Origin of the sequence: Butyrivibrio sp. YAB3001 (genome assembly GCF_900112195.1) — a bacterium.
Classification (GTDB): Bacteria; Bacillota; Clostridia; order Lachnospirales; family Lachnospiraceae; genus Butyrivibrio.
In genome coordinates this window covers 118,318-145,224 of record NZ_FOKR01000004.1, presented here as the reverse complement: position 1 = coordinate 145,224, position 26,907 = coordinate 118,318, and the positions used below count along the sequence as shown (strand labels likewise).

The 26,907-nt window shown below is 40.0% G+C and carries 26 protein-coding genes and 1 tRNA gene; 24 read left to right on the top strand and 3 right to left on the bottom strand.

Translation table 11 applies throughout. From position 1 onward, the window contains the following. Position 1: 1 nt before the first annotated feature. From BM086_RS05820 to BM086_RS05765, 12 genes are all read left to right on the top strand, one after another. Positions 2 to 1,330, top strand: a complete 1,329-nt coding sequence (locus BM086_RS05820) for an acetyl-CoA carboxylase biotin carboxylase subunit (RefSeq protein WP_092324777.1) — start codon at positions 2 to 4, stop codon at positions 1,328 to 1,330. Then, entirely contained in the window at positions 1,330 to 2,178 is an 849-nt protein-coding gene (locus BM086_RS05815) for an acetyl-CoA carboxylase carboxyltransferase subunit beta (RefSeq protein ID WP_092324775.1), read from the top strand. Before BM086_RS05820 ends, BM086_RS05815 begins: the two co-directional genes overlap by 1 nt. 54 nt (positions 2,179 to 2,232) lie before the next feature. Next, positions 2,233 to 2,994, top strand: coding sequence for a carboxyltransferase subunit alpha (gene accA / locus BM086_RS05810; protein WP_092324773.1), 762 nt, complete (start codon positions 2,233 to 2,235; stop codon positions 2,992 to 2,994). 3 nt (positions 2,995 to 2,997) lie between these two features. Beyond that, positions 2,998 to 4,656, top strand: a complete 1,659-nt coding sequence (locus tag BM086_RS05805; RefSeq protein WP_092324771.1) for an AMP-binding protein — start codon at positions 2,998 to 3,000, stop codon at positions 4,654 to 4,656. 322 nt (positions 4,657 to 4,978) lie between these two features. Next, a complete protein-coding gene (locus BM086_RS05800) occupies positions 4,979 to 6,364 on the top strand; it encodes a condensation domain-containing protein (protein WP_092324769.1) in 1,386 nt (461 codons plus the stop codon). Positions 6,365 to 6,429: 65 nt separating this feature from the next. Then, a complete protein-coding gene (locus BM086_RS05795) occupies positions 6,430 to 6,669 on the top strand; it encodes a phosphopantetheine-binding protein (protein ID WP_092324767.1) in 240 nt (79 codons plus the stop codon). A gap of 5 nt (positions 6,670 to 6,674) precedes the next feature. Further along, positions 6,675 to 8,249, top strand: a complete 1,575-nt coding sequence (locus tag BM086_RS05790) for an AMP-binding protein (protein ID WP_092324765.1) — start codon at positions 6,675 to 6,677, stop codon at positions 8,247 to 8,249. Between the two features lie 84 nt (positions 8,250 to 8,333). After that, complete coding sequence (locus tag BM086_RS05785; protein ID WP_092324763.1) at positions 8,334 to 8,906, top strand: TetR/AcrR family transcriptional regulator; 573 nt, start codon at positions 8,334 to 8,336, stop codon at positions 8,904 to 8,906. Between the two features lie 119 nt (positions 8,907 to 9,025). Continuing rightward, the gene (locus BM086_RS05780) at positions 9,026 to 9,538 is read left to right on the top strand and encodes a hypothetical protein (RefSeq protein WP_092324761.1); all 513 of its coding nucleotides are present in this window, start codon (positions 9,026 to 9,028) and stop codon (positions 9,536 to 9,538) included. Continuing rightward, entirely contained in the window at positions 9,535 to 10,347 is an 813-nt protein-coding gene (locus BM086_RS05775; RefSeq protein ID WP_092324759.1) for a response regulator, read from the top strand. The genes BM086_RS05780 and BM086_RS05775 overlap by 4 nt, the downstream gene beginning before the upstream one ends. Before the next feature lies 1 nt (position 10,348). Continuing rightward, positions 10,349 to 11,227 carry a cation transporter gene (locus BM086_RS05770; protein WP_175560126.1) on the top strand — a complete coding sequence of 293 codons (879 nt, stop codon included), beginning with the start codon at positions 10,349 to 10,351 and terminating at the stop codon, positions 11,225 to 11,227. Positions 11,228 to 11,324: 97 nt separating this feature from the next. Continuing rightward, the gene (locus BM086_RS05765) at positions 11,325 to 13,013 is read left to right on the top strand and encodes a spermidine synthase (RefSeq protein ID WP_092324755.1); all 1,689 of its coding nucleotides are present in this window, start codon (positions 11,325 to 11,327) and stop codon (positions 13,011 to 13,013) included. A gap of 247 nt (positions 13,014 to 13,260) precedes the next feature. Here the strand turns inward: BM086_RS05765 and BM086_RS05760 are convergent, their stop codons facing one another. Both BM086_RS05760 and BM086_RS05755 read right to left on the bottom strand, forming a co-directional pair. Continuing rightward, positions 13,261 to 13,536: a hypothetical protein gene (locus tag BM086_RS05760; RefSeq protein ID WP_092324753.1), complete on the bottom strand. Its 276-nt coding sequence runs from the start codon at positions 13,534 to 13,536 to the stop codon at positions 13,261 to 13,263. A gap of 218 nt (positions 13,537 to 13,754) precedes the next feature. Continuing rightward, positions 13,755 to 14,258 carry a hypothetical protein gene (locus tag BM086_RS05755; RefSeq protein WP_092324751.1) on the bottom strand — a complete coding sequence of 168 codons (504 nt, stop codon included), beginning with the start codon at positions 14,256 to 14,258 and terminating at the stop codon, positions 13,755 to 13,757. A gap of 336 nt (positions 14,259 to 14,594) precedes the next feature. On the opposite strand from BM086_RS05755, the gene BM086_RS05750 reads away from it, so the two are divergent. The 12 genes from BM086_RS05750 to BM086_RS05695 all read left to right on the top strand — a co-directional run bounded on the left by BM086_RS05750 (position 14,595) and on the right by BM086_RS05695 (position 26,727). After that, the gene (locus BM086_RS05750; protein WP_092324749.1) at positions 14,595 to 15,767 is read left to right on the top strand and encodes an ABC transporter substrate-binding protein; all 1,173 of its coding nucleotides are present in this window, start codon (positions 14,595 to 14,597) and stop codon (positions 15,765 to 15,767) included. Between the two features lie 151 nt (positions 15,768 to 15,918). Further along, complete coding sequence (locus BM086_RS05745) at positions 15,919 to 16,806, top strand: branched-chain amino acid ABC transporter permease (protein ID WP_092324747.1); 888 nt, start codon at positions 15,919 to 15,921, stop codon at positions 16,804 to 16,806. Between the two features lie 67 nt (positions 16,807 to 16,873). Continuing rightward, positions 16,874 to 17,917, top strand: coding sequence for a branched-chain amino acid ABC transporter permease (locus tag BM086_RS05740; protein WP_092324745.1), 1,044 nt, complete (start codon positions 16,874 to 16,876; stop codon positions 17,915 to 17,917). A gap of 26 nt (positions 17,918 to 17,943) precedes the next feature. Next, positions 17,944 to 18,702 carry an ABC transporter ATP-binding protein gene (locus BM086_RS05735; protein ID WP_092324743.1) on the top strand — a complete coding sequence of 253 codons (759 nt, stop codon included), beginning with the start codon at positions 17,944 to 17,946 and terminating at the stop codon, positions 18,700 to 18,702. A 29-nt stretch (positions 18,703 to 18,731) separates the two neighbouring features. Continuing rightward, positions 18,732 to 19,445, top strand: a complete 714-nt coding sequence (locus tag BM086_RS05730; protein WP_092324741.1) for an ABC transporter ATP-binding protein — start codon at positions 18,732 to 18,734, stop codon at positions 19,443 to 19,445. A 6-nt stretch (positions 19,446 to 19,451) separates the two neighbouring features. Further along, a complete protein-coding gene (locus BM086_RS05725) occupies positions 19,452 to 20,087 on the top strand; it encodes a cytidylate kinase-like family protein (protein WP_092324738.1) in 636 nt (211 codons plus the stop codon). 170 nt (positions 20,088 to 20,257) lie between these two features. Beyond that, a complete protein-coding gene (locus tag BM086_RS05720) occupies positions 20,258 to 21,424 on the top strand; it encodes a diaminopimelate decarboxylase family protein (protein WP_092324736.1) in 1,167 nt (388 codons plus the stop codon). Positions 21,425 to 21,458: 34 nt separating this feature from the next. Continuing rightward, positions 21,459 to 21,683 (top strand): acyl carrier protein, encoded by a 225-nt coding sequence (locus tag BM086_RS05715; RefSeq protein WP_092324734.1) that lies wholly within the window; start codon positions 21,459 to 21,461, stop codon positions 21,681 to 21,683. 5 nt (positions 21,684 to 21,688) lie between these two features. Continuing rightward, positions 21,689 to 23,218: an amino acid adenylation domain-containing protein gene (locus BM086_RS05710; protein WP_092324731.1), complete on the top strand. Its 1,530-nt coding sequence runs from the start codon at positions 21,689 to 21,691 to the stop codon at positions 23,216 to 23,218. A 1-nt stretch (position 23,219) separates the two neighbouring features. Beyond that, positions 23,220 to 24,758: an MBOAT family O-acyltransferase gene (locus BM086_RS05705; RefSeq protein ID WP_175560125.1), complete on the top strand. Its 1,539-nt coding sequence runs from the start codon at positions 23,220 to 23,222 to the stop codon at positions 24,756 to 24,758. Positions 24,759 to 24,761: 3 nt separating this feature from the next. After that, positions 24,762 to 25,775, top strand: a complete 1,014-nt coding sequence (locus tag BM086_RS05700) for a hypothetical protein (RefSeq protein WP_092324726.1) — start codon at positions 24,762 to 24,764, stop codon at positions 25,773 to 25,775. Positions 25,776 to 25,800: 25 nt separating this feature from the next. Further along, positions 25,801 to 26,727, top strand: coding sequence for a methyl-accepting chemotaxis protein (locus BM086_RS05695; RefSeq protein ID WP_092324724.1), 927 nt, complete (start codon positions 25,801 to 25,803; stop codon positions 26,725 to 26,727). A 64-nt stretch (positions 26,728 to 26,791) separates the two neighbouring features. Here the strand turns inward: BM086_RS05695 and BM086_RS05690 are convergent. Beyond that, positions 26,792 to 26,880: transfer RNA gene (locus tag BM086_RS05690), tRNA-Ser, on the bottom strand. Positions 26,881 to 26,907 lie beyond the last annotated feature (27 nt).

Here is a 26,907-nt window from a genome sequence, read left to right as displayed (position 1 = left end):
TATGTTTTCAAAAATCCTGATTGCAAACAGGGGTGAAGTTGCCATAAGGATTATCAGAGCCTGCAAAGAGATGGGGATTGAGACAGTGGCTGTATACTCAGAAGCGGACGAAAATTCGCTCCATGTGGAAATGGCTGATGAGAGCTACTGTATTGGCGGTCCGCTTGTAAAAGACAGTTACCTGAATATGGATGCGATTTTGACTGTTGCTAAGAGCGTGGGAGCAGAGGCAATTCACCCCGGATACGGAATGTTGTCTGAAAACCCTGAGTTTGCCAGAAAGTGCGCGGAGATAGGGATAGCGCTCATAGGCCCTTCATGGCAGGTTATGGAAAAAATGGGACAAAAAGAGACAGCCAGAGAAATCGCGATAAGTGCAGGTGTGCCTGTTACTCTGGGGAGCGATATTCTAAAGGATAGTGACAAAGCACTCCTGGAGGCTGAAAGAATCGGATATCCCGTCATACTCAAGGCAAGAGCCGGCGGTGGCGGAAAAGGTATCAGGATAGTCAGGAAAAAAGAAGAGCTTATCCCGCTTTTTGAACAGGTCAGAAAAGAAGCCATGATATCTTTTGCCGACGACAAGGTATTTATGGAAAAATATCTTGAAAAGGTAAAGCATGTTGAAGTCCAGATAATAGGGGACATTAAGGGAAAAGTAATTGTACTTGGGGATAGAGACTGTTCGGTTCAGAGGAAAAATCAAAAGCTCATCGAGGAATGTCCTGCGCCGACTCTTAGTGATGAACTTAGAGATAAAATGTACGAAGCAGCAAGAAAGCTCGCAGAGAAAGTGGGCTATACCACTGTTGGCACTGTGGAATTTCTGGTAAAGGAAAATGAATTCTTTTTCATGGAGATGAACACGAGACTTCAGGTGGAGCACTCTGTAACAGAGATGGTCTGCGGTGTGGATATCGTTGAGTGGCAGATAAGAACGGCAGCAGGAGTTGAGATTCCTTTTTCTCAGGAGAGTGTTTCAAGGAAAAGACATGCCATCGAGTGCAGAATCTGTGCAGAGGATGAAAAGACCTTCAGACCTGCAGTTGGGAAAATAAGTCTTTTACATATTCCGGGAGGCGTGGATGTAAGATTTGATTCAGCTCTTTACCAGAACTATGAAGTGTCACCATTTTATGATTCCATGCTTGGAAAACTGATCGTCTGCTCAGACACAAGAGAAGGAGCCATAAGAAAGATGAAATGCGCCCTTTCTGAATTTGTACTTGTGGGAGTTGATAATAACAGACATATGCACATGAAATTTATGGAAAACAATTCATTCGTTAATGGAAATTATGATACAGGCATTTGCCAGAAGGTACTGTAATGGAGTTTAAAAAATTTTTTTTAAAGGCAAACAACGAACTTGAGGGTGACAGCCCCATGCAGCGCTCAAGGCGCATAACCTGTCCTAAGTGCCAAAAGAAACTCATGGTATCCAAGGTGAGGAAAAACTACTTTGTGTGCCCTGAATGCGGCAATTATTTTGGCGTAAGAAGCAGGCGGAGAGCTTTGATGCTTTGCGATAAAAGAAGCTTTGTGGAACTTTTTGCAGATCTGGAATCCAGAAATATACTTGGTTTTCCGGAGTACGAGGACAAGCTAAACGCAGCTATGAAAAAAAGCCGCGAGAAGGAAGGCGTTGTCTGCGGCGAAGGAACGATAGGCGGGATAAGGGTCTGCATCTTTGCCATGGATGCCAACTTTATGATGGGCTCCATGGGAGCAGTTGTTGGGGAGAAGATTACAAGGCTCTTTGAATATGCCAGTGAGGAATCCCTTCCTGTCATCGGCGTGACTGTCTCGGGAGGCGCAAGAATGCAGGAGGGAATGATCTCTCTTATGCAGATGTCCAAAGTTTCTGCAGCAGTGAAAAGACATAGCGATAAAGGAAATCTATACATAGTTCTTTTAACAAATCCAACAACAGGCGGAGTAGATGCAAGCTTTGCAATGCAGGGAGACATTACTCTGGCAGAGCCTGGAGCAAGGGTTGGCTTTGCAGGTCCCAGAGTTATCGAAAAAACACTGAATCAGGTTTTACCCGGTAACTTTCAACGGGCTGAGAGGGTGCTGGAATGCGGATTTATAGACGAAGTCGTTCCAAGAGAAAAACAAAGAGAAGTGTTGCAGCAGATTTTGAAAGTGCATAGTAAGAAACTACTTAATGCATAAAACCGTATTGCAAGATATCAGGGATGATTCTTGCCATTACAGAGGATGGTTGGTATGAAAATTGATGATTATGACATTGTGCTGAGAGCCAGAATGGAAGGAAGGCTCACAGCAAAGGATTATATAGAAGGGACTGTAAGTGATTTTATGGAGCTTCACGGTGACAGACTTTATGGCGATGATAAAGCTGTCATAGGTGGAATTGGCTTTATAGAGGATATACCTGTTACTGTCATTGGAATAGAAAAGGGGAAAAATACCAAAGACAGGATCGTTCACAATTTTGGAAGCGCTAATCCGGAAGGCTACAGAAAGGCGCTAAGACTCATGAAACAGGCTGAGAAGTTTGGAAGACCTATCCTTTGCTTTGTTGATACTGCCGGTGCCTTCTGTGGAATAGAAGCTGAGGAACATGGCCAGGGAAGGGCAATTGCCGACAACCTTTATGAGATGTCCACACTTAAAACGCCGATACTTTCAATCGTTATTGGAGAAGGTGGAAGCGGCGGAGCTTTGGCGCTATCTCATGCTGACAGGATTTGGATGCTAAAAGATGCTTATTTTAGCGTGGTATCACCCGAAAACTGTGCAAATATCCTCTGGAAAGATACAGGAAAAGCTTCTAAGGCAGCAGATGCCCTTTCGCTTACTGCTGATAAGCTCTATTCTCTTGGTCTGATTGATAAGATTGTTGATAACTCTGATATGAAAAAGCTATCCGGTGATATTTATAAAGAATTTTTGAAGTTAAGGGAGCAGGATACCACTAGTCTTCTTGAGGGAAGATATAGGAAGTTCAGAAAGGTCGGTTATTAAGATATGGCTTTTTTATATGAGGAATTTTATAAGGAAATAATCGGGAAAAACGGCGAAATAACAGGGATTGAGACAAGATATCCTGAGAACTTTAATTTTGCCTATGATGTGATAGACAGACTGGGAAAAGAAAAGCCTGATAATCTTGCGCTTGTTCACAGGAGCGCAGATGGAGTGGTGAAAAAATATACTTTTTCTGATATCAGCAGATTATCCAGTAAAGCAGCAAATATGCTTAAGGGACTTGGCGTAAGAAAAGGTGACGCAGTCATGCTCCTTTTAAAAAGAAGGGTGGAATTCTGGATAAGCATTCTTGCGCTTCACAAGCTTGGCGCTGTTGCAATTCCAACATCCCATATGGTATCTGCTGAGGATATTACAGAGCGAGCAAAAAAGGCATCAGTAAGAGCGGTGATCTGCGTAAATGCTGATGATATCTGTAATAAGGTAAAGGAAGCTGCCGGGAAAACAGGAATGTTACAGATCACTGTTGGAAAGAAATTTGAGAACACTGTAAGCTTTCATGAAATGCTTGAAAGAAGCACAGAAAAGCTTTTCAGAGTACCTACAAGCGTTTCTGATGACATGCTCTATTATTTTACTTCAGGCACAAGTGGTGAGCCAAAGGCTGTGATACATGATTTTTCTTATCCGATAGCTCATATTTTTACGGCGAAAAACTGGCATGGAATAAAGTCAGGTGACCTTCATCTTACTGTGGCTGATTCCGGGTGGGCTAAGTCTGCATGGGGAAAACTCTATGGACAGTGGTTTTTGGAGGCTGCGATTTTAGTCTATGACTATGAGCAGTTTTATGCGGGAGATTTTCTAAGAGTCCTTATGGAAGAGAAAGTCAATACTTTCTGCGCCCCGCCTACAATATATAAATATCTGGTTCTGGAAGATCTGACAAAGTATGACCTGTCAGCTCTAAGACACACTACAACTGCCGGAGAGACTATGCCAGGAACAGTATCAGAAAAATTCACAAGAATGACAGGTCTTTTTGTAAGAGAAGGCTTTGGCCAGACTGAGACAGCTCTTTTGATATGCAATCAGGTTGGTGATGGAAAAGAACCTGAAAAGCTGGGGACGATTGGTAAAGCTTCACCTCTCTATGACATTAAAATTGTGGATGAGGACGGAGCAGAAGTGCCACGAGGAACAGAAGGCGAGATGGTTATTATTCCCAAGGATGGAAAACGGCCTCTTGGGGTTCTCAAGGGCTATCTTGGGGATGAAGAACTGTACAAAGAAGTGTGGAAAAATGGAGTTTACCACACAAATGACAAGGCTTTTCAGGATGAAAACGGATACTATTTCTTTATGGGAAGAAATGATGATGTCATTAAGTCCAGCGGCTATCGTATAGGGCCATCTGAAGTTGAAGATATTCTGATGAAACATCCCGCTGTCTTTGAGTGCGCTGTCACAGGATTTCCCTCCAAAACAAGAGGCGCAGTTGTTAAGGCCTCAGTTATCTTAAACAGTGGCTACGAAGGCAGCCCAAAGCTTGGAACAGAGCTTCAGGAATATGTAAAAAAGAGAGCCGCCCTATATAAATATCCACGAATAATCTCATTTGTGGATTCACTTCCAAGAACTTCCAATGGAAAGATAAGTCGTGCCAGGATAAGACAGATGGATTATCAGAATAGGTAAAAAACCACCTGCACATTTTTAGATTAAAGTGTGCAGGTGGTTTTTCTATATATCTATAATGAAGGGCCTATTTGCTTGTACATATAAAGTAAATAAGTGTTTATGATATTTGATTCAAGATATCATACATATTTATAAGATTTGTTCGATATGTTTCGGTCACTTTTGCCGGGGATGTTCATTAAGTGCCAGGGGGTATGGAAGTGCATTTTTAAATGTGATATCGTCAATTTCGATGAGGCAGAATTGTGAGAGCACGTTGCACGAAACAATCCGTGACATCACTTTTTATCTTTGCATCATTTTAATGAGGAGGGACGATATGAAGAAAACATACTCACTGACTGCAGCGCAGAACATGCACTATAGATGGATAAAAGAATATGGTACGCAGCAGGTTTCAGGACTTAGCATTGTGGCGTCACTTAAGGCAGACATAGATTTTGAGCTATTGAAGAAATGCATTAAAAAAGAAATTGAACGCTATGGGTGTATGAGAGTCAGATTTACCAAGGCTGACAAAAGGGGCGAAGTAAAACAGTACATAGTTAAAAAGGACGACAGGGATATACCGTTTAAAGACCTCTCTGATAAGACCATGGAGGAAGCGGACACTATAATGCAGAGCTGGGCATATCAGACTTTTGATGGTGATGATATTCCTATGTGCGAAGTATTCATGATGAAGCTTCCCGACGGCTACAACGGCTTTTTTATCCATATGGATCACAGGCTTATTGATTCCTGCGGAGTTGTAGTGATGACCAACGATATCATGTCTTTGTACACTCATTATAAGTTTGGTTCTGAGTACCCCGCTGACCTTGCGGATTTTGAGACTGTTCTTGAAAATGACCTGAGTAAAGCTTCCAATGAGAAACGTTTTATGAAGGATAAAAAGTTTTGGGATGAGCAGCTTGATGAGCTTGGAGAGCCAATCTATTCAGATATTCAGGGACCTTCAGTTTTGGAGAAAGCAAGAGAGATTCATCATGATCCCAAACTTCGTTCAGCAGATATCGAGCGAAAAGAACTTTTTGTGGCGGTAAAAGATTATAAGCTTGAAGCGGAACCTTCAAAACGACTTATAGATTTTTGCATGAATCATTCCATATCCATGACAAATCTTCTTTTAATGGGTATCCGAACATATCTTTCCAAACAAAATGATGGTCAGGAAGATATATCTATTCAAAATTTCATATCAAGAAGATCAACCAAAGATGAATGGACATCCGGGGGCAGCAGGACAATCATGTTTCCTTGCAGAACGGTCATAGCAGGAGACACGGATTTTTTATCGGCGGCTTATGAGATACAAAATGTCCAGAACAGAATATATATGCATAGTAATTATGATCCGGCGCTTATTTATGATGAGATAAAAAAACGGTTTAATACTCCCGATGATACTACTTATGAGAGCTGCTATCTTACTTATCAGCCAATGTCGGTTAAGATGGAAAATCCATTTCTTAAAGATATACCGATGCATTCAAAGTGGTTTGCTAACGGCGCAGCCACCAAGAAGATGTATCTCACAGTTTCCCATACAGAAGATGGAGGAATGAATTTCTCATATCATTATCAGACGGCTCAGCTATCAGAAAAGGATGTGGAACTTATGAACTACTATCTGATGAGGATTCTTTTTACAGGGATAGAAAAGCCGGACATCACAGTAGATGAACTTATGAAGGCAGTATGAGATGCAAAGGTATCTGCATTTAAGAGCTTATTGTATACCAGCAAGATAGATGAGGAGGAAGAATTATGAGTAGAGAGAAAAAGTTTAAAGAAATAGTTTCAAGGTACTGCGACGTGGAACCAAAGGATATGAAAAATGGATTCCGTTTCCGTGAAGATCTGGGATTTAGCTCGCTTGATTTTATGTCACTTCTTGGCGAGCTTGAAGATGAATTTGACGTTGAGCTTGAAGAAAACAAGGTGATGAATATTCTTACAATAGGAGATGCACTTGGAGTTCTTGATGAGCTTGCGCTTGTGGGGTGAGGAATATGAAAAACATAAGAACGTTGTGGGAGACAATAGTAGAAAACCACAAGAACCTTCCGGCTGTTCGCTGGCTTGAGAAGAAGGACATCCACGAAAAAACATATAATGAACTTAATGAGTACGTAAAACATGTAAGGTGCATGCTGGAAGAAAACGGTTTTAATAAGGCTCATATCGCACTTATTGGAACGAGTTCGCCTGAGTGGATTGAAGGCTATCTTGGAATAGTGTCAGGACAAAATGTGGCTGTACCGCTTGATGCAGGCCTTCCTGATGATGAACTTATAGAGCTGCTACAGAGGTCTGATTCAGAAGCTCTTTTCCTGGCTCCGTCAAAAGGCAATCTGGCAGAGAGGGTGCTTTCTGAATGTCCTCTGATACGCAAAATATGGATGCTTTCGCCAAGTGAATTCGCTGCATTTTATATGAACGAGAAGGATGTGGAGGGAGCAGATAGTTCAGAGATAGCTACAATCATTTATACATCTGGAACTACCGGTAAGAGTAAAGGTGTTATGCTTACTCAGGAGAATCTTTCAGATAACGTGAAATATGTTGAGTATTATACAGAACCGGGATGTGTTGTGCTTAGTGTTCTTCCTATCCACCATGCCTATTGCCTTGTTATGGACTACTTAAAGACAATGTCTTTGGGTGCAGTTATCTGCATAAATGATTCTTTTATACATATGGTAAGGAACATGGGAATATTTAAGCCACAGGTCATGCTGATGGTTCCTCTTATGATCGAGACTATTTATAAGAAACTCTCGGCAGCAGAACAGGAAGCACTTGAAAACGCTGATATTGCAAAGACAGGCGCTCAGGGAAGTGTACCAGATGAGATAATGGCAGTTATAAGAAAAGGAATCGCTGAAAAAGTATTCGGCGGAAAACTTAGGATTATCTTTACAGGCGGTGCGCATCTTGATCCTTACTATATTGAGAAATTCGCGGAATATGGAATAGATATTTTGGAAGGCTATGGAATGAGTGAATGTTCGCCTGTTATTTCCAGCAATACTCCGGAAAATCATAAGCCTGGATCTATTGGAAAGCTCCTTAAGAATGTAGAAGTATCTTTTGAAAATGGAGAGATACTTGTAAAGGGAAGCAGTGTTATGAAGGGATATTACAAGATGCCCAGGGAAACGGAGGAGACTATTGTTGATGGATGGCTTCACACCGGTGATAAGGGTTATATTGATGAGGATGGATATCTTTTCATAAACGGAAGAGTCAAGAATCTGATAATAATGTCAAACGGAGAAAATGTCTCACCTGAGGAAATTGAGAATAAGCTTTCATTAAATCCACTTATTGGAGAAGTTGTCGTCACCGGAGAAAATAATGGCCTTACAGCAAGGGTTTATCCTGATGCAGACGTAATTGAGAAGAAAAAATATTCTGATGAGGAAACAAGAGATTTAATACAGAAATTTATTGATGAGTATAACTTAAGTCAGCCTACTTACAGGCATATCACAGCACTGGTTATCAGAAAAACGCCATTTATAAGAAATTCAACTGGCAAGATAAAACGTCAGGATGCACTTATAGAAAATCCTGCGGCGTGATATAGTATAATTAAAGTTGTTTAATTGTTAACGGCTTTCCCATAACGGGGGGCCGTTACATTGTTGTATAGAGGTATTTAATTCATGAACGAGCTTGATGAGAGATACAGCACGGCTGAAGAAGCCATAATGGAAGCATTCTTTCTGCTTATCAGGGAAAAAGACTTTGAGAAGATTACTGTATCGGATGTGATCAAAAAGGCAGGAATTGTAAGAAGCACTTTTTACAATCACTATGAAAATGTTCCGGCGCTTGTCACTGCTGCGGAAGATAAAACTATAGAAGATATTTTTACTCTTATGGAGTCTTTTCATCCGCAAAATGACAAGGAGATGTGCAGATCATATTTTCTTGCAATCTGTAATTACACTCGCCAGAATCCATTTCTTTCAAATCTTCTTGAGAGCCCCCATGGCGACGGATTTCTTGAGAAGGCAATGACGATGTTTCACCGGTATGTAACTAATGTAACGAATATTCGTGTTCCGGGGGCTTCTTCCAGGGAACAGTTTTCATATATGATTGCGGGGATAATAGGCTGCACTATCGGTATACTTCACAAGTGGACAGCTGAAGAATTTGCGGCTTCCCCGGAGAGTATAGCAGAGATGCTGACAAATATTTTCCTAAATGGAGTGTTACCGTTTATGGGGTAAAGTACTGGCATTTGCAATATTCTCAGGTAGGGTATGTATAGTTTATATTTAAATAAATTGGTTGATCATGAACGAGTTAGTACGAATTAGTAGGTAAGAATTACCAGGAGGTGAAGAAAGTGGCGATAGCAGAGAATGTCAGTGAAAAAGAGCTGTTTGATGCGATTGTTGGCTTTGATGACAGCGAAGAAAATCAGGAACTTTATTATAAGATAATGGATACTGCTACAGGAAGAAAGAATAAGAATGGCAGTGATGAGACTGTGAGAGATAGAATCTTAAAGGCCTATGGAATGCTGTTTTGTGAGGACTATGGCCTGGAGCTGGGGGCTCTGGCCGGTGTCGATGAAGTTGCGGGGACAGCGGACAGGCTGTATATAGGCACGGCCGGATATGATCCGGAGCACTGGTACAGAATGAAATATCATTTTCCTGTTATTGACGAGGATAATTATGACAGGTTCGCGGCGCTTGTTCTTGCGGATATGAATGCAGGCCCTTTGCATGAGGCGGCGCTGAATGATGGTGAGACGCTGGTTATTGGGGAAGCTGACCCTCTTCATATGACTGCTCAGCAGAGAAAAAATCAGAATATAAAGGCGATTTCTTTGCCGGATGGAGGGGGAAAATGAACATTTTAGCAGTAGATGGTGATAAGGCTTCCTTATCAAAAATAGAAAAAATCCTTACAAAGGAATCACCGGATTCTACATTATTCTTATTTGACAGTTCTCTTTCTGCACTGGCAAAAGCCCGTGAAGAAGAAATTGATGTGGCGATTCTTGATGTAAATATGCCTGAATTAAACGGAATAGATCTTGGAAGATATTTAGAGGAATTAAATCCCTTTATTAATCTGATATTTCTGTCTGAGCACACAGATTCTGCTTATGATGCCATGAAGCTTCATGCAAGCGGATATATCAAAAAGCCCTGCATGGGAAAAGATGTTAAGTATGAGCTTGAATCCTTAAGATATCCGGAAATAAGGAAAAAATATAAGAGAATATTTGCCCAGACCTTTGGAAACTTTGAACTTTTTGTTGATGGAGAGCCTGTGGAATTTAAGTATAAGAGAACCAAGGAGATTGTAGCTCTTTTAGTTAATAACAGAGGAGCTCAGACCACTAATGGCGAGATAATTGCTTCTCTTTGGGAAGATGACGGAGATCCGGACAAAAAGCTTTCCTATCTGTGTAACTTAAGGCAGGATCTTCAGAATACTTTTAATAAACTAAAACTTGAAGGAATAATACTTAAACAGCGTGGAAGCATGGCAATTGCAAAGGATAAGATTGAATGTGACCTGTACGACTGGCTTGATAACCAGAATGAATCCAAGTACAGGTATACCGGTGATTATATGAATCAATACAGCTGGGCAGAATACTATCATGCGGAGCTTGATGAGATAAGCTACGACTTAATGGATGAGGAATGATATGAAGGCTGAAGTACTTGAGAAACAGCAAAAACTTGCACTGCTCCTTTTACTGTGGCGCATTCCCGGAACTGTTGCAGCATTCATTGCAGCGACGGCCAGTGATTCCATGGTATTATGGCTGGAATTTATCGAGAATTTCAGCATAGTTGTGCCGGGAATAATCATACTGTTTCTTTCACAAAAGCTTAATAAGAATTTAAAGTTCAGGTTCAATTACGGCACAGGCAAGGTTGAAGCCATAGTGGCTCTTTGCTGCGAGGTATTTGATATCGCAGGACTTTTCTGCATAGTGTTTTTTGCTGTGAGGAAGATTATAAGAGGCTCGTCGGAAGAGGGCGATTTGTTCCTTGCTTTGGGAGTCAGCATTCTTGGCGTCCTTATAGATTTTTTTATCATGAAAAAAGAAAGGGCTCTTTTCCAAAAAGAACACAGCAGAATGCTTCATACAGCATACCTTAGCGCACAGAAAGAATTTGGATTTGACTTTATATCAATCGCAACTATCGCCATAAGCATTGTTTTTGCAAAGACATCCTGGATAAGATTTTTTTCGCCGGTGGTAAGCATCATTATTGCCATGTTTTTCGGAAAGATGGTTTTGGATTATCTTCGCGGAGCTGTGATTGAGCTTGCCGATATGACTTTGGATGAAGAAAGTCAGCTTAAGATTGTTAAGGTTTTAAATGAGTTTTTTGACGCGTATGAAACTCTTGGGGATGTGAAGAGCAGAGTAAACGGCAAGAACAAGATAATAGATATAGGTCTTGAATTTCGTTCTGACATGACTTTTGAGGAAGTCAGTGATATCGTAAAAAGAATGAAAGAGCGCATTACTCAGGAACTTGGGGAATGCAGCGTGAATATTTATATTATATGATGTAAGGGACAAAAGCCTAAATCCACTACAAGTTTGATTGCGAGTGAGCGAAAGACCTTATGTCACCTTTATATCGTTAGGTTTTTGAGGAGGAAGTATGGAAAAAAAGGCAATTCTGAGCAATAAATTATTTCTATATATGACGGAGTTCTTCTCCGGAATGTCAGTCATGGCGGTTGAACTTGGTGCAAGTAGACTTCTTGCACCTTATTTTAGTTCTTCACAGATTGTATGGACTATAATCATTGGCACGATAATGATCGCAATGGCGCTGGGAAATATCTATGGCGGCAAGAAAGCAGACAGTGACCCGAATCCTGACAAGCTTTATGGAAGGATAATTATCGCAGCTATTTGGATTGGACTTATTCCTGTGCTTGGAAAATACATTATTCTTGCAGTTTCAGGAATAGTGATACTGACGATCAACAGCAATTTCCTTGTTATAGCAGCATTTGCAGTCTGCATGATAGTATTTGTGTTTCCACTTTTTCTCTTGGGCACAGTAACCCCGAGCCTTGCTAAATATACAACGGATTCCCTTGAAGATAATGGAAAGATAATCGGAACTCTCGGTGCATTCAACACAATCGGAAGCATTATCGGAACCTTCGTCCCGACTTTTGTGACAATCCCTGCGGTTGGAACTGCGATAACATTTCTTATCTTTGCAGGAATACTTCTTATTCTATCAATCATATATTTTGCTAGCAGCGGCATTAAGAAGAAAGATGCAGTAAAGATCGTATCCAGCATACTTATTTTTGCTCTAAGCTGCGGCTTTGGCTATAACCCAAGTTTTGCTTTCTGGGAAAAGAACCTGACTTATGAAGGAGAGTCTGTCTACAATTATCTTCAGGTAAAAGAGACTCCTTCCAGCGTGATTCTTTCAACAAACGTACTTTTTGGTGTCCAGTCAGTTTATATGAAGGAAAGCGGTCTTACCGGAATGTACTATGATTATGCGATGGCAGCCCCTTTCATGACCGGAATAAGGCAAAAAGAAGCTCTCAAAGAAAAGAATCTTGAAGTGCTTATACTTGGAATGGGCTCAGGAACTTATGCAACGCAGCTTTCACGCTATTTTGATAATGTAAACATTGAAGGCGTGGAAATAGATGACAAAATCACTGACCTGGCTCATCAGTACTTTGGGCTGTCAGATGAGACAAAAGTGACAACCTATGACGGAAGAGCATACCTGGCTGCTGATAAGAACAAATATGATGTTATAATGGTGGATGCCTATCAGGATATTACGATACCATTTCAGATGTCTTCATCAGAGTTTTTCACCATGGTAAAAGAACATCTTTCTCCTGAGGGAGTGATGGTTGTAAATATGAATATGTACAGCGATGAGGATGCTAATGATGGAGCAGGAAACACAGTGATATTATCAAATCCGGGCGTATTTGGTACGGATGCTTCAAGCATCAACACGTACCTGGCAGATACCATATCATCAGTATTTGATGAAGTAATAATCGTGGACGTCCCTGGTTCCACAAACAAAGAATTATTTGCAACCTGCGGAGGCAGTATGTTGACTCGCCTAAACAACGATGTCGCTCTTGAGAAAAATGATGACCTCAAAGCGATGATGAAAAGGGCACAAGGCCTTGCCATCCCCTATACCTCCACAGGCCACATCATGACCGACGACAAAGCCCCTGTCGAACTCCTTGGCATGCGCCAGATTGATTCAATCATTAAGCGAGAAGTTAGCTACTACAAAGATATCTTCAAACAAGGCGGAATACAAGCGCTGATTGATGAAATGTAGGTTATAAGTACAAGATATATCATGAAGTTAAGAATTTCCTGACGGGAGTAAGCGCAAAAGCTCAGAAATGTGCAGTTCTCGGACGAGCAGGATGAATAAAACCAATAGAAAAAGGATACCGACCATTTAATGATGGTTGATATCCTTTATATATTTACATACATGCATTATGTAATTTACTATTTCGTAGCACGCTTGCTACGAAATAAGTAGGATGGCTTAGCGCATCCTTATAGATTTTAGATATTTAGTACGGCGAAACCGAACGGAATTCATCGAACTGTGGATCTTCGACGAATGCTTTTATTAAGTTTAGTGGTGTGAGACCAATGGCCTCATGGTGAATCTGTTGTCTGATAACCATTTTTTCATATGATGAGAGTGTCATGAACTCTGGATGACTTTTCTCATATTTTTCATTAAGTTGATCAAATAAATTATACTCCGGATCACCCCATGCAAATACTTCAGCTGTTTTCAAGTTTGGCTTGAACGGAGAATAGCGCAGTTGGTTGTTTCCCATCTGATGTTACTCCTTTCTAATGCAATTACTTAAAACGATTTTGATTAGCTGACAATAATTAGAAAAGCTGGTCGGCTAATCGATCACCAATTGTTTTCTTATCGGTGATCAATTACTTTCTACTTCATAATATTATCATATTTATTAACTAAATTTAATACATTTTAAAGAATTATTTAAGAAAGATAATAAATCGTTTAAGTAAATCGTTTAAGCTATCAATTCTTGAAAATCTGAGACTCATGGATTTTTTGGTTGACATCTGAAAGAAATTGGTAGTTAGTTGGATCCGAAATAAATTCCAGAAAATCTTTTGCTTCTTTTACAGTTAATTTTTGGATTTCTACAAGATATGCAAGAATTTCTTCCTGCGTTTTTCCTTCGTTAATAAAGCAACTTACCTTATCAAACAGAACCATAAATCTGCGAATTTTAATTTTAGTCTTAATCTGGTGGAGTTCAATCAGAATACCTGCAAGAAAAACGAAAGTTACAAAAGAAAGCAAAACCAATAAGACACCCAAAATAATCTTTTTGCTGTTGAGATTAATTAATCCTGCAAAAAGCGAAGATGCGCTTGTCGTGGCAAACGAAATTAAGATTATTCTGAGCCGCGCCTTATTGCGCTGCTTGTCGCTAAGTTCCATAAGACGAACCGCGATACCAAAAACAAAATAGAACACTACTGCAAAAGCAATTCCTAAGTAAGATAATTGAAGCATAATGTTCATCCCCCTTTAATTAATTCTAACAATCATAATGTACAAATGCAATCTACTATATTTCGTACAATAAAATGTATTTATTAGCATTGACTTTTTCACTATAATACTTTAATCTTTAAAAGTAGATGAATTGTATACAAATATACATTTAACTTTAGGACTACTGATTATGCAGAAATGCGCACTACGCTGCGTATTTCGTGAGAAAATGATTCAGTAGTGAGCGCATTCCTTCGACGAAGTCGAATTGGAATGAATGCGCGAATTGGTTACTGGAGCGAGCTGCAAGCGAGTGAACAGTAATTCTTTATTTTGTCTGAGGAGGTTTTATTTATGAAGAAGTTAAACAAAGCAGTTAGTTTAGTCTGTTCAGCAGCAATGGCGATGGCAATGCTTGCCGGATGCGGAAATGCGGAATCTACAGGTTCTGCAGCAGGTGGAGGAACTTTTAAATTTGGTGCGATCGGACCTTTGTCAGGCGGCGCAGCTGCATATGGAAATGCTGTATGTAACGCAGCAGAGCTTGCAGTAGCAGAGATCAATGAAAAGGGCGGAATCAACGGTTACCAGGTTGAGTACAGCAAAGAGGATGATGAGCTTAATGCCGAGAAATCTGTAAATGCTTATAATACTCTTAAGGACTGGGGAATGCAGGTTTTAGTTGGTTCTACAACAAGTGCATGCTCAATTGCAGTTTCTGAGAATACCAAGGCTGACAATATGTTCCAGCTTACACCATCAGGTTCAGCAGTTGACTGTGTTAAGTATGACAATGTTTTCAGAGTATGTTTCTCAGATCCTAACCAGGGAATTGCTTCTGCTCAGTATATTTCAGACAACAACCTTGCAACAAAGGTTGGTATCATCTATGACAGTTCAGATGTTTATTCAAGCGGAATTTATCAGAAGTTTGTAGAAGAATCTGCAGGAAAGAACTACGAAGTTGTTTCTGCTGAAGCTTTCACACAGGACAACAATACAGACTTCTCAGTTCAGCTTCAGAAGGCTAAGGACGCAGGCGCAGATCTTGTTTTCCTTCCTATCTATTATAAAGATGCTTCACTTATCCTTACACAGGCAAATACAATGGGATATTCACCTATATTCTTTGGTGTAGATGGTCTTGATGGAATCCTTACAGTTGAAAACTTTGATACATCCCTTGCTGAGGGCGTTATGCTTCTTACGCCTTTCGCAGCAGATGCCAAGGATGACCTTACAGTTAACTTCGTTACCAAGTATCAGGAGAAATATGGTGAGACTCCTAACCAGTTTGCAGCAGATGCTTACGATGCAGTTTATATCATCAAGCAGGCAATCGAGGCAAAGAATCTTACACCTGATATGAGTGTTTCAGACCTTTGTGAAGCATTGAAGAGTGCAATGACAGAGATTGAAGCTAAGGGACTTACATCAGAAAAGATGACCTGGGATGCCAGTGGTGAGCCTAACAAGCAGCCAAAGGCGGTTGTTATCAAAAATGGTGCGTATGTTTCAGCACAGTGATTGGAAGTTGTTTTATTCGATGACTTAATGTAAAGATTTTCCAACGGGGGATGCTGCCAAAGGTGTCCCCCGTTTTTCTACACACAATATTTTTTTAGTTATATAATGTTAAAAGAAATAAGATTAAAATTAACTTTTTTGGAGGACATGAATGAGCAGTTTTTTAACTTATCTCATTAGCGGATTAAGTCTGGGAAGTATCTACGCGATAATTGCGCTTGGTTATACTATGGTGTACGGAATCGCAAAGATGCTGAATTTTGCGCACGGTGATTTTATCATGGTGGGGTGTTACATTATCTTTTCTGTGAGCGGAGCACTTTCAGGCAATTCATTTATCGGAATCATTGCAGCGATTATTCTTTGCACACTTCTTGGTATCACAACTGAATTTGTGGCGTACAGGCCTTTGAGGGGCGCGGCATCACCGCTTGCAGTGCTGATAACTGCTATAGGAGTAAGTTATTTTCTTGAAAATGTGGCTCTTTTAATATTTGGCGCAGACATCAAATCTTTTTCTTCTGTCGTAAAGTGGGAAGGTCTTTCTTTTGCTGACGGACAACTACGAATTCAGGGCGTTACGATCGTTACTATAGCGATAAGTCTTATTGTCCTTGTGGGATTACAGCTTTTTATCAAAAAGACAAAGCAGGGCCAGGCAATGCTTGCTGTTGCAGAAGATAAAGGCGCTGCAGCCCTCATGGGTATAAATGTAAACAGAACAATCATGATTACTTTTGCTATAGGTTCTGCTCTGGCGGCAATTGCTGGTGCGCTTCTGTGCTCTGCATATCCTTCTCTTTCTCCTTACACCGGAGCGATGCCGGGAATCAAGGCGTTTGTTGCAGCGGTGCTTGGTGGAATCGGTTCAATTCCCGGCGCCATGATAGGCGGACTTGTCCTTGGAATCGTGGAAATACTTAGTAAGACATATATTTCATCACAGCTTTCAGATGCAATAGTGTTCGGAATCCTGGTAATAGTTCTTTTAGTAAGACCAACCGGAATCTTAGGCAAGGTTATTCAGGAAAAAGTCTGATATATATAATGATGAACGGGCAAAAGAAAATTTTGCCAAATACTAATTCTGAGAATGGAGATTCAACATGAACCTGACAAAAAAGTCTAAGGACAATCTGATAACATACGGCATAGTAGTTGCAGCCTATGTTATTTTTCAAATATTATCTGTAACGGGAAATTTATCAAGCCATATGAAGGGACTTCTGGTGCCGATGACATATTATGCGGTCATAGCGGTTGCACTTAATCTGTGCGTCGGGATACTTGGAGAACTCAGTATTGGACACTGTGGCTTTATGTGTATAGGTGCTTTTACAAGCGCATTTTTTTCAAAGGTTACGGAAAATACACTTCCCTCAGCTCTAAGATTTGTTCTTGCATTTGTTATCGGAATAGCTATCTCAGCTCTATTTGGATTCTTGATCGGAATTCCTGTTCTTAGACTTAAGGGAGATTATCTTGCAATCGTTACACTGGCTTTTGGCGAGATTATTAAGAACGTTATAAATGCTTTTTACATTGGGATTGATGGAAAAGGGGTTCATTTTTCTCTGAAAAACTCCATGGAGCTTGGACTTGAACCCGATGGGCAGCTTATTGTAAACGGTGCGATGGGAATTACCGGAACACCACATAATTCCAGCTTTACAGTGGGAATCATAGTTCTTTTATTATCTCTTTTCGTTGTGCTTAATCTTGTTAATTCAAGAGATGGACGAGCAATAATGGCAGTCAGAGACAATTACATTGCTGCTGAGGCAACCGGAATCAATGTTACCAGATACAAGATGATGGCATTCATTATTTCAGCTGCAATCGCAGGAGCGGCAGGAGTTCTTTTTTCACATAATATTACGACGCTAACAGCGTCTTCACAGTATTTCGGGTACAATGCTTCAATCATGATTCTTGTCTACGTGGTGCTTGGAGGAATTGGAAATATCAGAGGAAGTGTTATAGCAGCATGTATCTTGTATCTTCTTCCGGAGCTTCTTAGAGGATTTAGTACTTACAGAATGCTGATATATTCAATTGTTCTTATCGTTATGATGATAGTTAACTGGTCACCTAAGGTAATTGAATTCAGGAAAAGAACTTTTGGAAAGTTTAGTCTGAAGAGACAGTAAGAAAATATGATAATGAGAGGTTTGACATGGCATTACTGGAAGTTAACAATCTTTGTATTTCATTCGGCGGACTAAGAGCCGTTGATGATTTTAATCTTAGAATAGAAAAAGGCGAGCTTTATGGTCTGATAGGTCCAAACGGCGCAGGGAAAACAACTGTTTTCAACCTTTTGACAGGTGTTTACAAGCCAAATGAGGGAATTATCCGTCTGGACGGTGAGGATATTACAAGAAAGAGCACAACAGAGATCAATCATGAGGGAATTGCAAGAACTTTTCAGAACATCAGGCTCTTTAAGAATATGTCAGTTTTGGACAATGTTAAGGTGGGCTTGACGGAAAGGTTTAAATACAGCACTATTGAAGGCATTTTTCATCTTGGCAAATATAAAAAGGTGGAAAAAGAGATGGATGAAGAGGCTCTGCGCCTTTTATCAGTATTTGGGCTTGAAGAGGAAAAAGATACACTTGCATCCAATCTTCCATACGGAAAGCAGCGTAAACTTGAGATTGCAAGAGCCATGGCTACAAGTCCCAAGCTCCTTCTTCTCGATGAGCCGGCAGCAGGCATGAATCCTAATGAAACCCAGGAACTTATGGAAACCATCGCCCTTGTTCGCAAAAAGTTCAACATGACAATACTACTGATCGAGCACGATATGAAACTTGTATCAGGAATCTGTGAGAAACTGACCGTGTTAAATTTCGGTCGTGTTCTCTGCCAGGGTGAGACCAGAGAAGTCCTCACACATCCCGACGTAGTCAAGGCGTATCTTGGAGAGTAGAGCATAACAATAAAACTTAAGGATAGTATATGGAAACTTTATTAGAGGTTAAAGATTTAAGTGTATATTATGGAGTAATTCAGGCATTAAAAGATATCTCTTTTCATGTGGATAAGGGAGAAGTTGTCGCGCTGATCGGTGCAAACGGCGCAGGAAAGACAACAACCCTCCACACATTATCAGGCCTTATCCAGGCTGATAAAGGAGAAATCAAATATAAGGGGAACGAGCTGACAAAGATCGCAAATCACAAGATTGTAAGTCTCGGAATGGCTCAGGTTCCTGAGGGAAGACGTGTTTTTGCTGAAATGACAGTCCTTCAGAACCTCAAGATGGGAGCCTATACCAGAAAAGATAAAGCAGAAATCGACGCAACCCTTGAAATGGTCTACAAGAGATTTCCAAGACTTAAGGAAAGAAAAACACAGCTTGCAGGAACTCTTAGCGGCGGCGAACAACAGATGCTTGCCATGGGAAGAGCACTCATGTCACATCCTGAGATAATCCTTATGGATGAACCATCAATGGGACTTTCGCCCATTTTTGTAAACGAGATATTCCAGATCATTCAGGATGTCAACAAGGACGGCGTGACAGTTCTTTTAGTAGAGCAGAACGCCAAGAAAGCTCTATCAATAGCCAACAGAGCCTATGTACTAGAAACCGGCAAAATCGTCAAAGAAGGACCTGCCAGCGAACTTCTGAATGATGAATCAATCAAGAAAGCTTATTTAGGAGAGTAGAGTACCATGAAAAATATAGTCATTACAATTGCAAGACAATATGGAAGCGGCGGAAGAACCGTGGGCGAAATGCTCGCTAATGAACTTGGAATACATTATTACGATAAAGAGCTGATAAAGCTGGCTTCTGAAGAAAGCGGAATCAGTGAAGGGCTGTTTCTTGATGCAGATGAAAAATTCAGGAAGACAGGCTTTTTGAGGGTGCCTGTAAACGTATATAAGGGAGAAATTATCGGCCCTGAAAGCAGTGAATTTACTTCCCCTGACAATCTCTTTAACTTCCAGGCCGAGTCTATCAAGAAGCTCGCCAAAACTAAACCCTGCGTAATTGTTGGAAGATGTGCTGACTTCGTCCTGAAGAACTTTGATAATGTGCTTAGCGTCTTTGTTCATGCGCCTCATGATTTCCTGATGGAGCAGGCTGCGAAGGTTCAGCCTTTGAAGGGAAAAGAACTTGAAAAATTCTGTGCCCGTGAAGATAAGTATCGCGCAGAGTATTACAAACACCACACAGGTCATGAATGGACTGACGCAATGAATTATGATCTCTGCCTTGACAGCAGCAAGCTTGGATTTGAGAAATGCGTTGAAGCTATAAAAGTTCATGCAAAAGTACGCTTTGGTGAGGATGTATTTGATTGAAAATATTTTTTTATATAGCGCAAAGATGCAACGATATAATGACAAAACCATGTGTTAATGCTATAATTTTGTAGCGTCAAGAATAGAGATTATGCTTGACGCTTTTTTATTAAATACGAGGAAATATCGATGCATACTCGCGACATTCTTTCTTATAAAAAGGAGTTAAATTGATAGACAATAAAGAATTGAAAACTCCATATTATTGTTTTGATGAGAGTATATTACGCAGACACCTTGTTGAGCTGAATACAATAAGAGAAAAATATACCGATGATGATCTGCGCTTTTGCTATGCTGTAAAAGCGAATTCATTTCTTATTCCGTATATGGATAAATATGTTGATCATTTTGAAGTGTGCTCATGGGGCGAACTTAAGATATGCATACAGTACGGAGTAAATCCGGGAAAGATTATTTTATCAGGTGTAAATAAGGAAGTCGGGATGATCGCTGATGCTATTGAGTATGGTGTAAGACTATTTACTGCTGAATCAATGCATCAATATCATGAGATTGTTAGACAGGTTGAAGGGACCGATATCAGTATTAGCCTTCTTCCAAGGCTTTCCAATGGAGCACAATTCGGAATGGATCAGAGCTGCATTGAGGAAATCATCAAAGACAGCGCTGGACATTCGGGCGTTAAAGTCATCGGAATTCATTATTTTACTGGTACCCAGAAAAAGAAATATAGTAAGATTGAATCTGAGCTTAAACTTCTTGAAGAGTTTATTGACAGGTTAAAGGATAAATATGCTTTCGAGGCGGAACTACTTGAATATGGACCGGGACTTGGAGTGCCATATTTTATCGGAGATGATTTTGATGACTATTATTCAGTGTACGAGGAAATGGTAAGATTTATCTCTTCTGCAAATTATAGTTATCGTGTGAACCTTGAAATGGGTAGATTTTTTGTGGCTTCCTGCGGTGAGTATGTTACATCCGTTGCTGATGTTAAAGGCACGCCGGAGGCTCCGATACTAATTCTTGACGGTGGCAGAAACCATATAAGCTATTATGGACAGAACATGGTGATGAAAACGCCTGTAATTGTGCCGGAGAAGGGAAAAGAAACTGATGTAGTTCCATGTGACCTGTATGGATCCCTATGTTCATTTAATGATATGATTGCCCGAGCTGTCATGATATCCGAACCAAAGATCGGAGACAGGTTGAGTTTTAAGAACATAGGAGCATATTCAATTACAGAGGGCATATATCTGTTCTTGAGCAGGGATCTTCCTGCAGTGTACGTTAAGGAAGAAGATGGCTCATACAGAATGCTAAGAAATAGTAATAATACCTATGAAACAAATTGTTTTCATATGTAAGAATATACAGTAATTAAGAAGGGGAAGATTAAAAATGGATGAATTAATGGAGATATTAAAAGGCGCAAGACCTGACGTTGATTTTGAGAACGAAGAAGCACTCATTGATGATGGAATACTGGTTTCGTTTGATATTATTTATATTGTAAATGCTATAAATGAGGCATTCGATGTTGAGGTAAATGTGGCTCAACTGAAACCTGAGAATTTTAACAGTGCAAAAGCAATGTGGGATATGATCCGGAAAATGCAGGAATAATACGTATGAATGAGTATAATGTATTAAGCTTTTTGGAGAGCAGCGCTGAAAAGCATCCGGATCGGGTGGCTTTTAAAGATAAAGATGAAGCTATAGACTATAACAATCTCTTGACCAGAAGTCAAAAGATTGCTTTTGTTATACGCAAAAATGCGAATTTGGAACTTTTTGAAAAAAATAAACCTGTTGCTGTTTTCATCGACAGGAATATTAGAAGTCTTCAGCTATTTCTTGCGGTTGTATACAGCGGGAATTTTTATGTACCTATCGATCCGACACTTCCCATAGACAGAATACAGGCTATGCTTGATACGCTCCAGCCTGTATGTTGTATTTCAGCTACAAAAAGAAAACTTCCTGTAGAAGCAGACTCTTTCGACTCATTGCTTGAGCAGTCAGAAGAAATTGGTGATGACTACCTCGAATCGATTAAAAAAATCAGAGAATTTGCAATTGATACAGATCCTGTATATGCAATTTTTACATCCGGAACAACCGGAGTTCCTAAAAGTGTTATTGTAAGTCACAGAAGTGTTATTGACCTTGTGCACAGATTTGCAGAGAGTTTTCCGTTTCCTGAACTGCCGGTATTTGCAAATCAGGCACCCTTTGATTTCGATGTTTCTGTAAAAGATATCTATAACAGTCTTAATCTGGGTGGTACAGTGGTAATTGTGCCTAAGAGTTATTTTGTTATGCCTGCGGCTCTTTTTCCATATTTGGAAGAAAATAACGTTAATGTGCTGATATGGGCAGTATCTGCGCTTAGAATCGTTCAGAATTTTAAGCTTTTTGATGCATGTGTTCCGGATAGCATTTCTCTTGTTATGTTTTCTGGAGAGATAATGCCGGTAAAATGCCTTAATTATCTGATGGATTATTGGAAAGACGCAACTTTTGTAAATCTGTATGGTCCTACCGAGATTACCTGCAACTGCAGCAGCTACATAATAAAGGACAGATTAAATGATACTGACAGCATTCCTATTGGAAAAAGCTTTGCCAATACAGAAATGCTCCTTATAAATCCCGACACAATGCAAAGAATACGTAAAGCCGGTGAGAAAGGTGAGATATGTGTAAAGGGGTCTTGTCTTGCTCTGGGTTATTATAGAAATTCGCAGCAGACAGAAAAAGCCTTTGTCCAGGATCCGGAAGTAACGGCATATCAAGATCTGATGTACAGGACCGGGGATATTGGATATTATGATGAGTCAGGCAATTTTTACTATGCGGGTCGAAGCGATCATCAGATCAAGCACATGGGACATCGTATCGAGATGGGCGAGATTGAAACTGTGGTCAATGCTCTCGATGAGATAAAAATGGCTTGTGCTGTGTATAAAGAGTCAAAAGAGATGATATATCTTTTTTACAGCGCTGAGGCTGAATGCGATGATATTATAATCAAACAGATCAGAAAGTATCTTCCTTCATATATGCTTCCTAATAAGTTTGTTTATTTACATACGCTTCCAATGAATGCTCATGACAAGATTGATAGAAAAAAGCTTGCAGAGCTGGAGGATATTTAAAGTGGTTTATTCATTTTCGTTTTTGTTGTTTGTAGCGATTCTTCTTTTAGTCTATTATTCTATATTTAAGAATCATCAGTGGATCGTGCTTTTAGTGGGGAGTATTGGTTTTTATTTATATACAGATCTAAGATATTCTGTATTCTTAGTTGTTACAACTGTTATGACTTTTTTGGGCGCGATAAAGCTGGAACAGTTTACGAACTATCAGAAGAATAGCTTAAAAGACAATAAAGAAAGATGGACAAAGGAAGAGAAAAAAGCATTTAAGGCCATGATTTCCAAAAAGAAAAAGCTTCTTTTGACTTTAATTGCTGTTGTCGCTTTTGGAATGCTTATGGTATTCAAGTGCAAAAAATTTCTTCCGTTTTCATGGTTGATCCTTCCCCTTGGAATGTCTTTTTATACATTTCAGTCAATCGGATATCTTATCGATGTCTACAGAGGAGAGGTAAAAGCTGAGCGAAACTTCTTACACTATGCACTTTTTGTATCCTACTTTCCTCAGATTATCCAGGGACCCATTAACAGATTTGATAAACTAAATCCTCAGTTTTTTCAAAGACATAAATTTGACTTTGCTCAGGTAAGATCAGGCTTATGGCTTTTTTTGTGGGGACTGTTTAAAAAACTTGTTATTGCAGACAGATTGTCATTGTTCGTAAACACGGTTACAGAACAGACTGATTCACCTGCGGGATCAATTGTAATCACAGCTGTATTCTTATTTAATATTCAATTGTATGCAGATTTCTCGGGCGGAATAGATATGGTCCGCGGCATTTCGGAAATGTTCGGGATAACCCTGGAAGAGAATTTCAGGAGACCTTTCTTTGCTACTACAATAGGCGAATATTGGCATAGGTGGCATATGTCGCTTAGTAACTGGATAAGGGACTATGTTTTCTATCCTTTAGCATTTTCAAAGACCTACGCTAATTTTTCTTCAAAGCTTTCAAAAAGAAACGCACATTTGGGAAAAACAATCCCGGCAGGAATTGTTTCTGTAATTACATTTTTGCTGATTGGACTTTGGCATGAGTTCAGTTTTGCTTACATTGCCTATGGACTTTGGCATGGTATTGTAATGGCGAGCGCTCAGATATTTGAACCGGTCTTTAGCTTTTTAAACCGCTGCTTTTCTTTGAATAATGATAGTTATGCCATGAAATTATTTGGAAGAGCACGTACCTGGATTTTGATCTCAATTGGTGAAATGTTCACTATCACCGGCTCTTTCAGTGGATTTCTAAGACTTACAGATCAGATAATCCATAATTTCAAATGGTATAGAATTATCACAGATATTGAGCTGTACAGTCTTACGTACAAAGATTTTTTTGTGGTCGGTGTCGGAGTGGTTATTTGGTATATTGTTAGCATAAGACAGGAAAGTGGTATGAAGATTCGCGAACATATTGCTGCTCAGCCATGGCTTTTCAGATATGCGCTTACTGCAGGGGTTATAATGATAACCCTGATCTTTGGAATCTACGGTTCATCCTACAACGCTGCTGACTTTATCTACGGAGGTTTTTAATAAATGAATTCCAAATCGTTAAAGGCGATTGTGCAAGTGGTGGCAGGAGGGCTGTTGCTTGTGCTGATGGTTCTGTATTCATCAAAGATTCTTGAAAGAAAAGATGCTTATGTTAAGTATGAAGGTTTTTTCAGAGAGAAAAATGATTATGATGTTCTGTTTTTTGGAAGCAGCAACATGCAGCTAATGGTAAACCCGCTGCAGCTATGGGGCGAATGTGGTATTACTTCGTATAATTTTGGTAACACTTCAGAAAGATTACCTGTGACATACTGGACTATAAAGAATGCACTTAACTATACAACTCCTAAGGTGGTTGTTATTGAGGTCAGTCAATATGGTCAGTCTGAAAAATACAAGGATATGTATAGTGTACATCTTGCCTGGGACCGATTTCCGCTTTCGCTAACAAAGATAAAAGCAGTTTATGATGTGCTTAGTCCTTCTGATCCAAGACACGAGCTTTTATTTGATATCATTATTTACCATGACAGATGGAAAGAACTGACAGAAGAAGACTTCTCAACGGATTATTCAAAGCTGAGGGGGTATGCAGCCAACCTGGAGTATACAGCCTTTGAAAGGCCTGAATATGAATATCGTATAGATGAGGCTGCTACACAGACAGAAGGTGTTATGTATTTGGAAAAAACAGTGGAAGAGCTTCAGGAAAAAGGTATACAGGTAGTGTTTGTTCATTCTCCTGAAGTGAACACTGAAGAAAAGCAGGCGAGGATAAATGCAGCGTCTGTTACAGCTCAAAAATACAATGTTCCGTTTATTGATTTTACTGTGATGGAAGACTGTGTGGTGGATTATTCCATAGATTTATCAGATACAGATCACGCTAATGTAAAAGGAGCTGCCAAGCTGACACATTATTTAGGTGAATACCTTGTAAACAATTATGACCTTAAGAGCCATGCAGGGGATAACTCTTATGATGATTGGAATGCCTCTTATGAGCAGTTTAAGGCTCAATACGACGGTGTTGTTTTGAAAGAGAAAAAGGAATGATCATGGCTGAAAGAGAGAAGTAAAAATGCTTCTCTTTTTTATTATATATGTAAAAAATGTATTGACCTTGCCTTTGGGGCAGCCATTAGCAGCAAGTCAGATATCTCAGACAACAGAAGATGTATCAAATGCCGTACAGGAGATTGCTTCAGGGGCAACTCAGCAGGCAGACGAGATACAGGAAGCAACAGAGAATGTTGGAAAGATTGGGGAGGCTGTTACAGATGTTCAAGGATCTTCAGAAGAATTATCAGGCATCGCTCAGAAGATGAAGAAAGCTTCTGAGGTATCTAGCGAATCGCTTAGGTCATTGCAGGAATCTTCTACAGAAATGACGGAAAAGATAGAGGAAATTTCAAGAACGATTCAGGCAACGAAAGATGCTGTCAATGTAATCGGAGAGAAGGTTATGGGTATCACCAATATTGCAACCCAGACCAATCTGCTATCCTTAAATGCTTCTATTGAGGCAGCCAGGGCGGGAGAAGCTGGAAAAGGATTTGCGGTAGTTGCAGGTGAGATAGGAACCCTTGCTGAAGATTCCAAGAAGATGGCAGATGATATAAAGATAGAAATGGAGAAGCTACTTGAGCAGTCAGATGCAGCGGTTGTTGCTGCTGATGACGTGAAGAACGGAAATAGCGAGCAACAGATTGCTCTTAGTGAGACCTTTGAAGCAGTTAATGGAATGCTTGAAGATATTGAAAGAACAGTCGGAGGAGTACAGCATATTTCAAATGGTGCTACCATATGCGACCAGTCAAAAGATGCTGTTGTTGATACGATGAGTGCTCTTTCTGCAATTTCAGAAGAAAATGCTGCTTCTTCAGAAGAAACTGGCGCGTCGATGGAAGAACTGTCCGCTACGGTAACCACACTTGCGTCGTCAGCTGACACATTAAAGGATATTTCCAAGAGGCTTAGCGCTGATATAGCATTCTTTAAGAACTAGTGCAATTTAAGAATCAATAATAAAAGACAATGAAAAAGGCTCTGCCAATCAGGCAGAGCCAAAACGGAGTTGAGGGGATTTGAACCCCTGCGCCGGACGAGCCGACCTACCGGATTTCGAATCCGGACCCTTCAACCACTTGGGTACAACTCCGCGTAAGTTACATTATACTTTTTTAAT